Here is a 14,505-nt window from a genome sequence, read left to right as displayed (position 1 = left end):
AATATTATACCACAAAAAATGTGATTTAAACTTTTAGAAGAACATTAAAACTACGCGTAGAAAATATATTGGTGGTATAATTTAAAAAAAGGAGGCGCATTTGCATCGCAGTAATATGAAGCAAATTGTCCGTTTCTAAAATTTGAAACAAATAAGACCTCCAAAGCATTCCATTCATTAATTTGAAATACAAAATCCGTTTGAAAAGGAACATTTTTTTGAATTAAATGATCGGTCTTTTTCAGAAATTTAATTTCTTTGTCGTTGCAACAATGTGATTTCTTTTCAATAACGCCACAACAATCTTTTTCTAAACTTTGATCCTGAACAGGTGTTTTTAGAGTGACCGAAGTAATAACATTACCGCAATAACGGACATTAAATGCGAATCCCATATTGGAAACCAATACGAAAAAAGCCAAAAGAATACATCTATTTTTATTCTGTTTCACGCTGCAAAATTAGTGATTTTATCACCTCAAAAAATCAAATTCGTGAAAACTTATAATTCAAATTCTTGCCCCATTAATGGAATTTTACAATCAAATCCATATTTTTCATACACTTTTATCCGGAGTTCATCTAATGGCTCATTTTCACCATGAACTAAGAAAACTCTTGTTGGTTTATTCTCCAATTCTGACAACCAATTTAGCAAATCCTTTTGATCTCCATGTGCGGACAAACCGCCTATTTCTAAAATATTTGCTTTTACGGGATAATAGTGCCCATGAATTTTAATTTCTTCAGCTCCTTCGAGTAATTTCCTTCCACGTGTTCCTTCGGCTTGGTAACCTACCAGTATCACGGTGGTTTGCGGCAAAACAATATAATGTTCTAAATAACTCAAAACTCTTCCACCGGTAACCATTCCGCTAGCAGCAATGACCACCTTAGGTCGCTCATTGAGTATTAATTCCATTGTTTCTTGATAATCAGAAACTAATGAAAACATTTTACTCATTTGGGCACATTCCTCAACCGATAATTTATGCCATTTTGGATTATCTGAAAAGATATTTAGGGCATTAATTCCCATTGGTGTATCGATGATATAAGGAACATTAGGAATTCTATCTTCCTCCCTAAGCTGCCACAACAAGTACATGATTGTTTGAGCACGCTCTACAGCAAAACTTGGAATAATGACGGTACCGCCTTTCTCTATTGTATTGTTAATATAGGTTTCCAGTTCCAATTTAGTATCTGAATGCGGGTGCAGTCGGTTACCGTAGGTACTTTCGAGAAAAACATAATCGGCTTTTTTAGGTTTAGTAGGCGGATACATCAGTACATCATCGTCCCGACCGATATCTCCTGAAAAAACTAAGGTCTTATTTTCTAATGTTAACGCAATGCTGCAAGCACCTAAAATATGTCCCGCATTCGTATAAATAGCTTCAATTTCAGCATCTAAAGCGATAGGCTCCTGAATTTTGATCACTCTAAACAACGGAAAAACTTTTTCTACTTGTTCAATCGTATAGAGCGGCTCGGCAACTTCATGTTTAGAATACTTGCCTTCATTGGCTTTATTGGCTTCTTCCTCCTGAATTTTGGCACTATCTAAAAGGATTAGTTTCGTGATATCTTTGGTGGGACTTGTGCAATATATTTTTCCTTTAAAACCCTGATTGACTAGCCTAGGCAACCATCCACAATGATCTAAATGACCATGAGTCAACAAGACAAAATCTATTGTAGAAGGCAGAACAGGCAAAGGATCCCAATTGAGTTCACGCAAAGGTTTTATCCCTTGGAACAATCCACAATCAATCAAAATCCGAATCCCATTACTTTCAATCAATGTTTTGGAACCAGTTACAGTTCCCACGCCACCTATAAATTTAACTTTCATTTATTTAGATTTTAAGATTAAACTAGCTTGCCAACTTTTCTTTTCAAATATACCTGCATAACTCTGATGCTTCTTTTAACACATTCTTTATTCGATTTGGGCTTAACCCTATTCTATTCAAACAATCGGAATTATTTATAATCTCTTTTACTAAAATTACGTCCAGAATTAATAATTTATCCTTCTCCGAAAGAGACAAAGTGGTTAAACAGGTTACAGGATACAGCGCATTTGTATCATTCTTGGTTTTCAAATTATTATCCTCTGGATAATTCCAACTTAACAGTTTCAAACCAGAACATTTTGCAAATTTGATCGCATCAGAAGTGAACCGATTATTAGTGACAATCCAACAACTGGAAACAATATCTTTTACATTAAAAATGGGATGTTTTTTATCTTTCAAATCATTAAAACGAGACAAGATATACAAGGGAACTTTGACATCAGACGCTGCTTCCCTACCCGCATGATACTTGCATTCCACCATTGCTATCACTTCATTTTTTTTCACTAAAACATCAATTTCATGAGATACACACTTCCCAAGCAATGTTAAATTAATAATGGTCGTATAATGTTCAGAGGCAAAAAGTCGCGCAACGTATCTTTCAAAGAAAAAACCTGCTGGACCCAACAAGCGAATGGCTTCTCTTAGATTGTAACGAGCCGCATGAGCATTAGCTGTTTTTTTTAATAATGAAAAAGCCATTTTATAGATTTGCTTTGTAGAGATGCCCTCATACATTTGCTTTTTTATGGTTTCCAAAATCTCATCTACTGTACCGGTATTTGCCCCTGATTTCAGTAGTGATTTTTTAAGTTTCTCCGAACTAAATTCGACAATATCCCCAGAATGCTTGATGATTTTCATGCCTTTACAATATTGATAGTTAGTAAATTAAAGATACGCAAAAAAAACTATTGATGTTGCTTTTGGTAATAAAATCCAGGAACGAATAACAACAGAAAAATAGGCTGAATTAAAAAACGACGAATATAAAAAAGAATCCAGTTGTGATTTTCACTAGTGAAGTAAACAATGTAGAAAAAAGCAACTATCAAGATCAGAAAGAAAAAATAATACAAGACAAAAGCAAATTTCACCATAGCTGGCTCTTTAAAAAGCACGTAAATAATACCGAGTGATATAGAAGTATTTAAAGTATATCGCAGAAGCAAGCTTAAAAATAAAGAAAAGGAGTTTAGAGCTGGCAATCTCAGGCTAGTAAAATCTTTTTTAAAAAAATCCAAAAAAGGATCATAAAACAACTGGTTTTCAAAAGCACGGATTAGTATTAGCAACAACACCAAAAAAAGGAGTTGCATCAGTCGAACTTTATTTTTAATTACCGTTTGAAGCATATCGTGAAAATTTACGAACCCAAATCAACCATAAAATAAATACCACACCATAAATATACAATGGAAAAAGAACTTCATGCAATAATGCCTCCTGTTTTGGAAAATAAAAAATAAGCGCACTTAAAGCCGCTATCCTCAAAACATTTAATAGATAAATAACCAGGCTTCCGCCAATTATATAAAGCACTGTCGTTATAAGCTTTCCTGAAAAAGCAATCACAAATGAAAGGAATAAAATTATCACACTAACTGCATTACAGCCTTCAACAATTCGCGCTACATACTTAGTGTTATAAAACAGCTTCATGTAAGGGTGCGCCGTACTCTCTTCAATTGCCGCATCATCAACAAACAACAATAGTACTTGTTCTGTATTTTTACCTACCATTTTTGTTATGGAATCCGTTTTATTTTCCTCAAAACTATTCAAATAGTTTTGATACAAAAAGGTAAGAACGATGTAAGTCAAAAAAAAGACTGCCAGAAAAAGCAAAAAAGGTTTGTACAGAATTAAATATTTTTTCAACGTCTATTTTTTTAACAAATTTATACAAATTTTAAAACTGGCTTTAATACTTTTGTAGAAATAAACATAAAACCATGACATTTCAAGAATTACATCCAAAAGTAACCGAAATAACATTGAATACAACACAATCGAGAGACGAAAAACTATTGTCAATTTGTCAATTGCTTAGCGACTCCATCTCGTACTACAACTGGGTTGGATTTTATTTTGCCAATCACCAAGCGAAAACGCTACATTTAGGCCCTTATGTAGGAGCCGAAACGGATCATACTGTAATTCCTTTTGGAAAAGGAATTTGCGGACAAGTGGCAGTTTCAAATGAGAACTTTATCGTGCCTGATGTTGCTGCACAAGACAATTATATTGCTTGTAGTTTTACCGTAAAATCTGAAATTGTTGTCCCTCTATTTGTAAATGGCGAAAACATAGGGCAAATAGATATTGACAGTCATGTACTAGATCCATTTACTAAAGAGGATGAATTATTCTTAGAATTTGTTTGTGCGACAATAGCGAAATTGTATTAAAACTATTGGTATTAAACATCAGTACAACCATCCTAATATGAAATATTACTTTTTTACTTTGCTCCTTTTATTACTTTTAACTCCTTCCTTTGCGCAAGACAATAAAGATGCCGCATTCTATATTGACTCTTTAGGCAATATTGGTGAAGAATTTAATTACAAATTCATAAGATCGGTAAAAGAATACTACCTACCTAAAAAAGAGTATAAATTTTCAGATTACTACAAATCTGGTAAAGTGGCATTAACGGGAACAACCAAAGACCGAGACAGGATAATATTAGATGGAACTGCGGTGTCATATTATGAAAATGGCAATAAAAAGCAAATTTCAAATTATGTTGATTCCCGTTTAGAAGGAAAACAATTTCAATGGTATGAAAACGGAGTAATGCAATTTGAAAAAGATTTTACATTTGACAAAGTAAAAATGGAAAGCACTGAAAAGCTGATGCAGTATTGGGATACAAATAAATTACAGCAAGTTATTGATGGCAGTGGAAAATATGATGCATTAATTGAAAATTATAATAAAGGTAATACCGAAAAAGATACACTCTATGAGAAAGGAGAAATCAAGAATGGATTTAGACATGGAGTTTGGAAAGGAAATTCTTCCCATCCAAAAATTACATTTATTGAAGAATACGAAAATGGTAAATTGATCACGGGAACCAGTACCGATAAAAATAACACCCAATATAGTTATACCGAAGTAAGCCAAAAAGCAGCTCCTAAAAATGGAATAAATGATTTTTATAAATACGTGGGTAGAAACTTTAAAACACCAAAAAAACAAGGTCATATTGGCAAAATTTATTTGACTTTTGTTGTGGATAAAGATGGAAAACTAGTAGAGCCTAAGGTACTACGTGATCTAGGTTTTGGAACGGGTTCTGAGGCTTTGCGGGTTATAAGGGAGGCCAAAAATTGGATTCCCGGCAAAATAAGGGGAATTCCTGTTCGATTTCTATACTCATTGCCCATTACAGTTAAAGCAATATAATATTAAATACTTGAGAATAAAGTTTTTAAAAGTTTATCAAAGTTTAATTTTAGATTTAGAAAATAAATGGTACTTTTGCACCCGTCGTACAATAGATGTATGACATACATAAAAATCATTAAACAAATATTGGAATGTATTTAACTAAAGAGATTAAAGAAGAAATCTTCGCTAAACACGGAGAAAAAACAAACACTGGAAAATCAGAAGCTCAAATTGCTTTGTTCACTTTCAGAATTAGCCATTTAACGGAGCACTTGAAAAAAAATCGTCACGATTACAATACAGAGCGTTCATTAGTATTGCTAGTAGGTAAAAGAAGGTCTTTGTTGGATTACTTGAAGAAAACAGAAATCAACAGATACCGTGAAATTATCAAAGTATTGAATATCAGAAAATAATCAATAGAAAAGAGGTGCGAAAGTGCCTCTTTTTTATTTTATAATTTAGAGTCTAAAAATTCTATTTCGATCCTGACACAAAAGGGATTAGAATCAATACTCCTCCACAAAGTCTTTACCATTTCGTAAATGACAAATAAAAAAAAGTTTGGTTTTTCATTGGGTTTTAGGCATTAACTACGCAAAACAACAACTACAACACAACTAGAACCCATGTTTAACTAATAAATTAAATTTATGATTCCACAATTATTTGTAGAAAGTATCGATTTAGGTGATGGCAGAAACATCACAATCGAGACAGGTCGTTTAGCCAAACAAGCGGATGGATCTGTAGTAGTAAGAATAGGTAAAACTGTTATTTTAGGTACGGTTGTATCTTCAAGAAAAGCAAGTCCAGGGATCGATTTTCTTCCACTTACGGTAGATTATCGTGAAAAATTTGCTGCAGCAGGACGTTTTCCTGGTGGTTTCTTCAAAAGAGAAGCACGTCCAAGTGATAACGAAGTATTAACCATGCGTTTAGTTGATCGAGTATTGCGTCCGCTGTTCCCAGATGATTACCACGCTGAAGTTCAGGTGATGATTCAATTGATGTCTCACGACGAAGACGTAATGCCAGATGCATTAGCAGGTTTAGCAGCATCAGCAGCTTTAGCTTTGTCTGACATTCCTTTCGAAACATTAATTTCTGAGGCTAGAGTTGGAAGAGTTGACGGAAAATTCATCATCAACCCATCACGTGCTCAATTAGAAGTATCAGATATCGATATGATGATTGGCGCCTCTATGGATTCTATTGCCATGGTAGAAGGTGAAATGAAAGAGATTTCAGAAGTAGAAATGTTGGAAGCAATTAAGTTCGCTCACGAACACATCAAAAATCAAATTGCTGCTCAACTGCGTTTACAAGCTGCTTTTGGTAAAAAAGAAACTCGTACTTACGAAGGAGAAAGAGAAGATGAAGCTATTTACACAAAAGTAAAAGACGCCTCTTACGATAAAATTTACGCTATTGCTAGCAAAGGTTCTTCTAAACAAGAGCGTACAGCTGCATTTGCAGAAGTAAAAGAAGAAGTAAAAACATTATTCACAGAAGAAGAATTAGCTGAAAATGGTGATTTAGTTTCTAAATATTTTTACAAAACTAACAAAGAAGCAGTTCGGAACGTAACCCTAGATTTAGGAACACGTTTAGACGGAAGAAAAACTACAGAAATTAGAGATATCTGGTGTGAAGTAGATTATCTTCCATCGGTACACGGATCTGCATTGTTTACTCGTGGAGAAACTCAAGCCTTGGCAACAGCTACTTTAGGAACCTCTAGAGAAGCAAACCAAATTGATTCTCCATCTCAACAAGGAGAAGAGCGTTTTTACTTACACTATAACTTCCCTCCTTTCTCAACTGGTGAAGCTCGTCCTTTAAGAGGAACTTCAAGAAGAGAAGTAGGTCACGGAAACTTAGCGCAAAGAGCGTTGAAAAACATGATTCCTACTGATTGTCCTTATACAATCCGTGTGGTTTCTGAAGTATTAGAATCTAACGGTTCTTCTTCTATGGCAACCGTTTGTGCTGGAACATTAGCATTAATGGATGCTGGTATCCAAATGATTCGTCCCGTTTCTGGAATTGCAATGGGATTAATTACTGATGGAGATCGTTATGCTGTATTGTCTGATATTCTTGGTGATGAAGATCACTTAGGCGATATGGATTTTAAAGTAACTGGAACTGCAGAAGGAATTACAGCTTGTCAAATGGACATCAAAATTGATGGATTGAAATACGAGATTATGGAAGCAGCATTGGCGCAAGCTCGTGATGGTCGTTTGCATATCCTTGGGAAATTAATCGAAACTTTAGCATCACCTAAAGAAGACGTTAAAGCGTACGCTCCAAAAATTATTACAAGAAGAATTCCTAATGCGTTTATTGGCGCATTGATCGGACCTGGTGGAAAAGTGATTCAAGAATTACAAAAAACAACAGGAACGACAATTGTTATCAATGAAGATCCAACTACGGAAGAAGGAGTTATCGAAATTTTAGGAACTGATCCTGCTGGAATTGAAGCTGTATTGGCTAAAATCAAATCCATCACTTTCAAACCTCAAATGAATGAGTCGTATGAAGTGAAAGTAATCAAAATGCTTGATTTTGGTGCGGTGGTAGAATACCTAGAAGCTCCAGGAAATGAAGTATTGCTTCACGTATCTGAGCTTGCATGGGAACGTACTGAAAATGTTTCTGACGTTGTGAACATGGGCGATGTTTTCCAAGTGAAATACTTAGGTATGGATCCTAAAACAAGAAAAGAAAAAGTGTCTAGAAAAGCACTTATGCCAAGACCTCCACGTGAGGAAAGAAGAGAGTAATCACATCTTAGTTTACTAAAGGTTTATTTATAGAAAGCCCCAATTCATGTATTTGAATTGGGGTTTTCGATTTTTATAATGCCGCCGCTTGCTGGAGATTTTACTTTAAAAATTAAAATACAATGTTTCAGTAGAGCACAAATTATTATATTTACACTTCTAACTTGTAAAATATGTTTACCAAAGAATTTAAAAAAGCGATACAAGAGTTACCCAGCGCGGAAAAGGATAAATTAATTTTCAGGCTGCTAAAAAGAGATGTAGATCTTGCCAACAGGCTCCATTTTGAACTGGTAGATACAGAAACGGTCGAGGATAAAAGGATTGCCTTTGAAAAATTGATGCTTAATAAAATCAATCATTTTACGGAGCGGTTTTATTCTGTTGGGTATTTACTTCAAGACACCCGTTATGTTAGCGGTGATATAAGTGAACACGTAAAAATCACTAAAGACAAGTTTGGCGAAATCAGTTTGAATATAAAAATGCTAAACCACCTCCTACTGCTCAACAATGAAAGAATCCAAAGCCAAAGTTATGCAAAGGCTTACACGATGTGTATCTATGTAATTGCAAGAGCTTTTAAAATTTTGATCTTGATAAAAGCAATTGACGACGATTATTTTTTAGATTTCAAAGAAGATTTGGAAAAGCTTGGAGTGTTAATAGGCAACAATTCTTTATTAATGAAAACTGCTATTCATAATGGCTTAGACGTAAACTGGCTAATAAATGGTGAAATTCCTGAAAATATTGTTGCCTATCATAAAAATGTTAGACAACAAGGATATTTGAAATAAGTATTTTGGTTGCCAGCTAAGATATCCGTACACCTAGATTTTTAAAATTATAAAGAAATTGAAACCAAAACATAGTTAGAGCAATAGACCGCATTAGGGATAGAAGCAATTGTTTGCCCTCTTATTGTGCAGCGTAGCGGAACAATAAAGCGAGTGCGGATAGCCCAGGCCGCAGGTAATGCCCAAATATAGATCCACGAAATACTAAAATTAAAAAAAAAATTCACAATAGTGTAACTTTTTTGCAACTCTCTACGTATAACTATTTGTACACTTAAAAAATTGAGGAGACAAAAACATGAGACAACTTAAAATCACCAAGCAGGTAACGAATCGTGAAACTGCATCATTAGACAAATATTTACAAGAAATTGGAAAAGTTGACCTTATCACCGCTGACGAAGAGGTAGAATTAGCACAAAAGATAAAAGCTGGGGATCAAAAAGCCTTAGAGAAATTGACAAAAGCTAATTTACGTTTCGTTGTTTCGGTAGCAAAACAATACCAAAATCAAGGACTTACACTTCCTGATTTAATTAACGAAGGAAATTTAGGATTAATCAAAGCAGCACAACGTTTTGATGAAACACGTGGTTTCAAATTCATCTCGTATGCCGTTTGGTGGATTCGTCAATCTATTTTACAGGCATTAGCTGAGCAATCTCGTATCGTTCGTTTGCCTTTAAATAAAATTGGTTCCATAAACAAAATCAACAAAATGTATGCCTTATTAGAGCAATCTAACGAGCGTCCACCATCTGCTGAGGAAATTGCAAAAGAACTTGACATGACCGTAAATGACGTAAAAGAGTCTATGAAAAACTCTGGTCGTCACTTATCCATGGACGCACCTCTTGTAGAAGGAGAAGATTCTAACCTATATGACGTTTTACGTTCTGGTGAATCTCCAAATCCAGACAGAGAATTAATCCACGAATCATTGCGCACCGAAATTGAGCGTTCCTTAGAGACATTGACTCCAAGAGAAGCTGATGTAGTTCGTTTGTACTTTGGTCTTGGCGATCAACATCCAATGACGTTAGAAGAAATTGGAGAAACTTTCGACCTAACTCGGGAGCGCGTGCGCCAAATCAAGGAAAAAGCAATCCGCAGATTAAAACATACTTCTAGAAGCAAAATACTAAAAACTTATTTAGGATAAAATAGCTACAAGTCATAAAGTCAAAAGTCATACCGTTAAGTAACACTATGACTTTTGGCTTTGGACGAATAAGTAACGACGGTCTGATTAACTGTTCGTTTTTTGATTGATGATTGAAACCTCGGCTGATTACCGAGGTTTTATTTTTGCCATAAAGCCTAGTTCAGTTCGAACAAAGCTCTCGGGTTTACGGAGTTTTGCTTTTCACCCCTAGCCCGGTGGACAGAGTAATGTAAATATATTTGAAATTGCTTTTTTTGAAATTTATTTGGGCGTGTCCCTTCGGGCCAGGCTTTACGTTACAATCTTTTTCATTTTATACCGCTACCGCTACATAAAATAAAAAAGGATTTCCACTGCAATCCTTCACGCAAAACCTAGGTGTAAATTCACGAATGGTCTTCACAATAAAACTTTCGCTAATTGATGCAAAAAAACTACTTTTGCAAAAACTACAACTTAATAATCTGCTTCAACTGCAGATTAAACAAACAACACCATGAAGAATACACTTATTGCACCGTCCGTACTGGCCGCCGATTTTGGAAACCTGCAACGCGACATCGAAATGATTAACAACAGCGAAGCAGATTGGTTTCATATTGATATCATGGACGGCGTTTTTGTTCCCAACATTTCTTATGGTATGCCCGTTCTGGAAGCGATTAACAAACATGCAAAAAAAACCATCGATGTACATTTAATGATTGTAGATCCAGATCGTTATATCAAAACTTTTGCTGATTTAGGCGCGAACATACTAAGCGTACACTATGAAGCATGCACACATCTTCACAGAACGCTACAAGCGATCAAATCTGAAGGAATGAAGGCTGGAGTAGCAATTAACCCTCATACTACTATTGATCTGTTAGAAGACGTAATCAATGATATTGACCTGGTTTGTATTATGAGTGTGAATCCAGGTTTTGGAGGACAATCCTTTATTGAAAACACCTATGCAAAAGTTGAAAAGCTAAAAGCTTTAATCACTAGAAAAGGAGCTACAACCTTAATCGAAGTTGACGGTGGTGTTACTAACAAAAATGCAAAACAACTAGTAGAAGCTGGAGCAGATGTCCTGGTTGCAGGAAGCTTTGTCTTCAAAGCAGAGAACCCAACACAAACCATACAAGATTTAAAGACGCTAACTAATTTCTAAAAAAATAAATAAAAAGTTCCGTTCTGATTTAAATTAGTTCGGGACTTTTACTATTTTGACTTACATCAAATAATAAATTACTGCCTGTTTAATTAAAAAATCTTTTCCCTACAGATAAAGCTGTAAATGGCATTGGAAGGAACTATTTTTAAAAAGTAGTCATAAGAGAATTCTCTCGCAAAGGATTACAAATTATTTATTACCACACTTAATTTAGTGATTTTAAGCGATCCGATATTAATTTCTATTGAATGTAGTCGAATTTTTTTCTCTTGTATTACAGTTCCTTTAATAAAATTACAAATTAAAATACACCTTAGTAATCCGCACTTCTTTTGCAGAATACGTCTTTACATCCATAACTGCTCAACATGCAAAGAAACAGAGGCGATTATTTAAAATAGCACTTCGTTTATCCGTTTTTATCCGCACAGCCCTCAAAAAAATACTACTAGCAGCAAATTGAACCACCTGCTGTTTTTAATTACTACGTGATGGGTTTAAATTTAGAAAATTTGACATCTACACTAAAACAATTATCTAATTTAATACGCAAAACTACCATTTCAATAAACTCCTCCGAGGAATAATATGGTACAAACGCAACTAAATTTACAAATCAAGGTTAGACACAATTAAATTTCTCTGTAGCCTTTCTTAATCCTGCAAACTACATGACGGTTACTTAAGCGGCAAAAAACAGTGTGTTCTAGGATGAACTTTTGTCAAAATTTAAGTCTTTTCATAGATTTTGCTGTCAAGAGTAGCTGGTTTATTTACTAATTATTTTCAATTTATTTTATTTCTGGATTATTACAGATGCTATCGTCTTAAATAGAAATACCCTAGCCCAGATTGAAGCGAAAATCCTTTTTATTTTTTCTACAAAAATAAAAAGATTGTAGTGTAAAGCTGGAAATAGCTCCTAAAAAAAGAGACTACTTGTTTAAAAAAGAGCAAAAAAAAACTCCCCAATTTCTTGAGGAGTTTTTTAAATTATTCTAAAATAGCATTTCCTTTTTTGTCGTAGAAATGATACTCTAAATACGTGTAAGCGTCACGAGGTATGATTTTCACCCATTTCTTATGTTCAAGAAACCATCTTGAACGTAATGATGGAAAACCTTTACTGAGGTATGCAGCCACAAATGGATGTACATTAAGCACAACGTGTTTATGGATTTTTAAAATTCGTTCTAGATCAAAAGCGATTTTATCAATGATTTGAATTGGCGCTTCAATTTCGCCACTTTCATTGTTTGGATCCTCTTCTCTAGTTTTAATATTAACTTCGGGTCTTACTCTTTGACGTGTAATTTGGACTAAACCAAATTTACTTGGAGGTAAGATCTTGTGTTTCGCTTTATCATCGCTCATTTCCTCTTTCAAGAAGTCGAACAACACTTTACGATTTTCGGGATTTGACATATCGATAAAATCGACTACAATGATGCCGCCCATATCTCGAAGACGCAATTGTCTAGCGATTTCAGCAGCAGCAATCATATTCACTTCCATGGCAGTATCTTCCTGATTGGTCGCTTTATTAGAACGGTTTCCACTATTGACGTCAATAACGTGCAAGGCTTCTGTATGTTCAATAATAAGATAAGCACCCTTACTCATGGATACTGTTTTTCCAAAAGAAGTTTTGATTTGTCTCTCTATGTTGTATTTCTCAAAAATGGGTGTGTCTTTTGATTGATAAAACTTAACAATTGATTGTTTGGATGGTGCAATTTCTTGCAAATAATCCTTGGTTTGGTTGTACAACTCTTCATCATCGATCTGGATACCGCTAAAGGTATCATTAAATACATCTCTCAATATCGAAGAGGCTCTGTTGAGTTCTCCTAATACTTTAGACGGATGATGAGCAGTTGGTAATTTTTTACACATTGCAGTCCATCTGCTGAGCAGGTTCTGCAAATCTTTTTCTAATTCTACTGTGCTTTTGCCTTCGGCTACTGTGCGAACAATAACACCAAATCCTTTTGGTTTGATGGATTGTACTAATCGTTTTAAGCGTTCTTTCTCTTTTTTGTCTTCTATTTTTTGTGAAATAGAAACGCGGTCAGAAAACGGAACCAAAACTATAAATCTTCCGGCAAGAGAAAGCTCAGCGCTAATTCTTGGTCCCTTGGTAGATATAGGTTCTTTGACGACTTGTACTAAAACAGATTGATTGGAACTCAAAACATCAGTAATGGTGCCATCTTTGTCTATTTCTTTTTCAAACTGAAAGGTTTTTAGGGAGAAATCTTTTAATTTACCTGCGCTTACAAGTTTTATGAATTTCAGTTGGGAAGCCAAGTTAGGTCCTAAATCATGATAATGTAAAAAGGCATCTTTTTCGAAGCCAACATTCACAAAAGCAGCATTAAGTCCTGCAACAGGTTTCCTGATTTTGGCAATAAATATATCACCAACTTGGAAGTTGCTTTTCTCTTCTTCTTTGTGTAATTCAATTAGTTTTCCATCTTTTAATAAGGCAAAATCTACGGCTTCAGAACTGGATCGGATGATTAATTCTTTATTCACGCTGTACATTTTTATCCGAACTTTTTAGTTTTCAATTTTCGGTTTTCAGCTTTAGCTTTACAACTAATAACTCATAACTTAGAACTTATAACTGAATTGTTAGGATGGATTAAACAATATTTTAACAGGTATTGTACCCGGGGAAACTTAAAGATTTTTGATTCTTGATTTTTGATTCTTGATTTCAGATATTTTTAAAAAAATCCGCAATCTGCAATCGTCAATCTTAATTCTTAAATCATTCCGTTTCAATTTCAATGAACTTTTAAACTTAAAAAAGAAAAAAGTAGTTTAAAACTACTTTTTCTTTTTGTGACGGTTAGCTCTCGCTCTTTTTTTACGTTTGTGCGTTGCTACCTTATGTCTCTTTCTTTTTTTACCACTTGGCATATCTTGTCGATTTTATGATTAATTAATATTATTATTTTGCTTCGTTATTTGTTTTCACTCCTTCTACAAAAACTTTTGCAGGTTTGAATGCAGGAATGTTGTGTGCAGGAATTTTTATTGTCGTATTCTTTGAGATATTTCTTCCTGTTTTTTCCGCTCTAGTTTTCACTATAAAACTTCCAAAACCTCTTAAATAAACATTGTCTCCAGTTTCTAATGAATTTTTTACTTCATTCATAAAAGTCTCTACAGTTGCCTGTACATCTCCTTTTTCAAGACCTAATTTTTCTGAAATTTTTGCTACGATATCTGCTTTCGTCATTTTCTTTCCTAATTTATAATGTTGTACTATTTTTTTGAGTTTGCAAATATAGGAATTTAAAAA

The 14,505-nt window shown here is 34.4% G+C and carries 14 protein-coding genes; 7 read left to right on the top strand and 7 right to left on the bottom strand.

Going from position 1 to position 14,505, the window contains the following annotated elements; all coding sequences use genetic code 11:
* Positions 1 to 50 precede the first annotated feature (50 nt).
* From BUA03_RS07375 to xrtF, 5 genes are read right to left on the bottom strand one after another with little or no spacing between them, the layout of a single operon-like run.
* Positions 51 to 452 (bottom strand): HYC_CC_PP family protein, encoded by a 402-nt coding sequence (locus BUA03_RS07375; protein ID WP_245792575.1) that lies wholly within the window; start codon positions 450 to 452, stop codon positions 51 to 53.
* Between the two features lie 50 nt (positions 453 to 502).
* Positions 503 to 1,858 (bottom strand): MBL fold metallo-hydrolase RNA specificity domain-containing protein, encoded by a 1,356-nt coding sequence (locus tag BUA03_RS07370; protein ID WP_066079866.1) that lies wholly within the window; start codon positions 1,856 to 1,858, stop codon positions 503 to 505.
* Between the two features lie 43 nt (positions 1,859 to 1,901).
* Positions 1,902 to 2,732 carry an ATP cone domain-containing protein gene (locus BUA03_RS07365; protein ID WP_066079871.1) on the bottom strand — a complete coding sequence of 277 codons (831 nt, stop codon included), beginning with the start codon at positions 2,730 to 2,732 and terminating at the stop codon, positions 1,902 to 1,904.
* A 47-nt stretch (positions 2,733 to 2,779) separates the two neighbouring features.
* Positions 2,780 to 3,223, bottom strand: a complete 444-nt coding sequence (locus tag BUA03_RS07360; RefSeq protein WP_066079874.1) for an exosortase F system-associated membrane protein — start codon at positions 3,221 to 3,223, stop codon at positions 2,780 to 2,782.
* Positions 3,204 to 3,749 (bottom strand): exosortase family protein XrtF, encoded by a 546-nt coding sequence (gene xrtF, locus BUA03_RS07355; RefSeq protein ID WP_066079877.1) that lies wholly within the window; start codon positions 3,747 to 3,749, stop codon positions 3,204 to 3,206. Before xrtF ends, BUA03_RS07360 begins: the two co-directional genes overlap by 20 nt.
* Positions 3,750 to 3,823: 74 nt before the next feature.
* On the opposite strand from xrtF, the gene BUA03_RS07350 reads away from it, so the two are divergent.
* From BUA03_RS07350 to rpe, 7 genes are all read left to right on the top strand, one after another.
* Positions 3,824 to 4,279: a GAF domain-containing protein gene (locus BUA03_RS07350; protein ID WP_066079880.1), complete on the top strand. Its 456-nt coding sequence runs from the start codon at positions 3,824 to 3,826 to the stop codon at positions 4,277 to 4,279.
* 37 nt (positions 4,280 to 4,316) lie between these two features.
* On the top strand, positions 4,317 to 5,285 hold the full coding sequence (locus tag BUA03_RS07345; protein ID WP_066079883.1) for an energy transducer TonB: 969 nt from the start codon (positions 4,317 to 4,319) through the stop codon (positions 5,283 to 5,285).
* Between the two features lie 134 nt (positions 5,286 to 5,419).
* A complete protein-coding gene (gene rpsO, locus BUA03_RS07340) occupies positions 5,420 to 5,686 on the top strand; it encodes a 30S ribosomal protein S15 (protein WP_066079886.1) in 267 nt (88 codons plus the stop codon).
* Between the two features lie 237 nt (positions 5,687 to 5,923).
* On the top strand, positions 5,924 to 8,065 hold the full coding sequence (locus BUA03_RS07335; RefSeq protein ID WP_066079889.1) for a polyribonucleotide nucleotidyltransferase: 2,142 nt from the start codon (positions 5,924 to 5,926) through the stop codon (positions 8,063 to 8,065).
* A 173-nt stretch (positions 8,066 to 8,238) separates the two neighbouring features.
* Entirely contained in the window at positions 8,239 to 8,865 is a 627-nt protein-coding gene (locus BUA03_RS07330) for a hypothetical protein (protein ID WP_066079892.1), read from the top strand.
* A 298-nt stretch (positions 8,866 to 9,163) separates the two neighbouring features.
* On the top strand, positions 9,164 to 10,027 hold the full coding sequence (locus BUA03_RS07325; RefSeq protein WP_007137700.1) for a sigma-70 family RNA polymerase sigma factor: 864 nt from the start codon (positions 9,164 to 9,166) through the stop codon (positions 10,025 to 10,027).
* A gap of 499 nt (positions 10,028 to 10,526) precedes the next feature.
* Positions 10,527 to 11,189, top strand: coding sequence for a ribulose-phosphate 3-epimerase (rpe, locus tag BUA03_RS07320; RefSeq protein WP_066079896.1), 663 nt, complete (start codon positions 10,527 to 10,529; stop codon positions 11,187 to 11,189).
* 996 nt (positions 11,190 to 12,185) lie between these two features.
* On the opposite strand, the gene BUA03_RS07315 is transcribed toward rpe, so the two are convergent.
* Both BUA03_RS07315 and BUA03_RS07310 read right to left on the bottom strand, forming a co-directional pair.
* On the bottom strand, positions 12,186 to 13,730 hold the full coding sequence (locus BUA03_RS07315) for an Rne/Rng family ribonuclease (RefSeq protein WP_066080762.1): 1,545 nt from the start codon (positions 13,728 to 13,730) through the stop codon (positions 12,186 to 12,188).
* A 421-nt stretch (positions 13,731 to 14,151) separates the two neighbouring features.
* On the bottom strand, positions 14,152 to 14,472 hold the full coding sequence (locus BUA03_RS07310; protein ID WP_262489202.1) for an HU family DNA-binding protein: 321 nt from the start codon (positions 14,470 to 14,472) through the stop codon (positions 14,152 to 14,154).
* Positions 14,473 to 14,505 lie beyond the last annotated feature (33 nt).

It is taken from the genome of Flavobacterium fryxellicola (assembly GCF_900143245.1).
Classification (GTDB): domain Bacteria; phylum Bacteroidota; class Bacteroidia; order Flavobacteriales; family Flavobacteriaceae; genus Flavobacterium; species Flavobacterium fryxellicola.
This window is presented reverse-complemented; position numbering and strand designations above follow the sequence as displayed.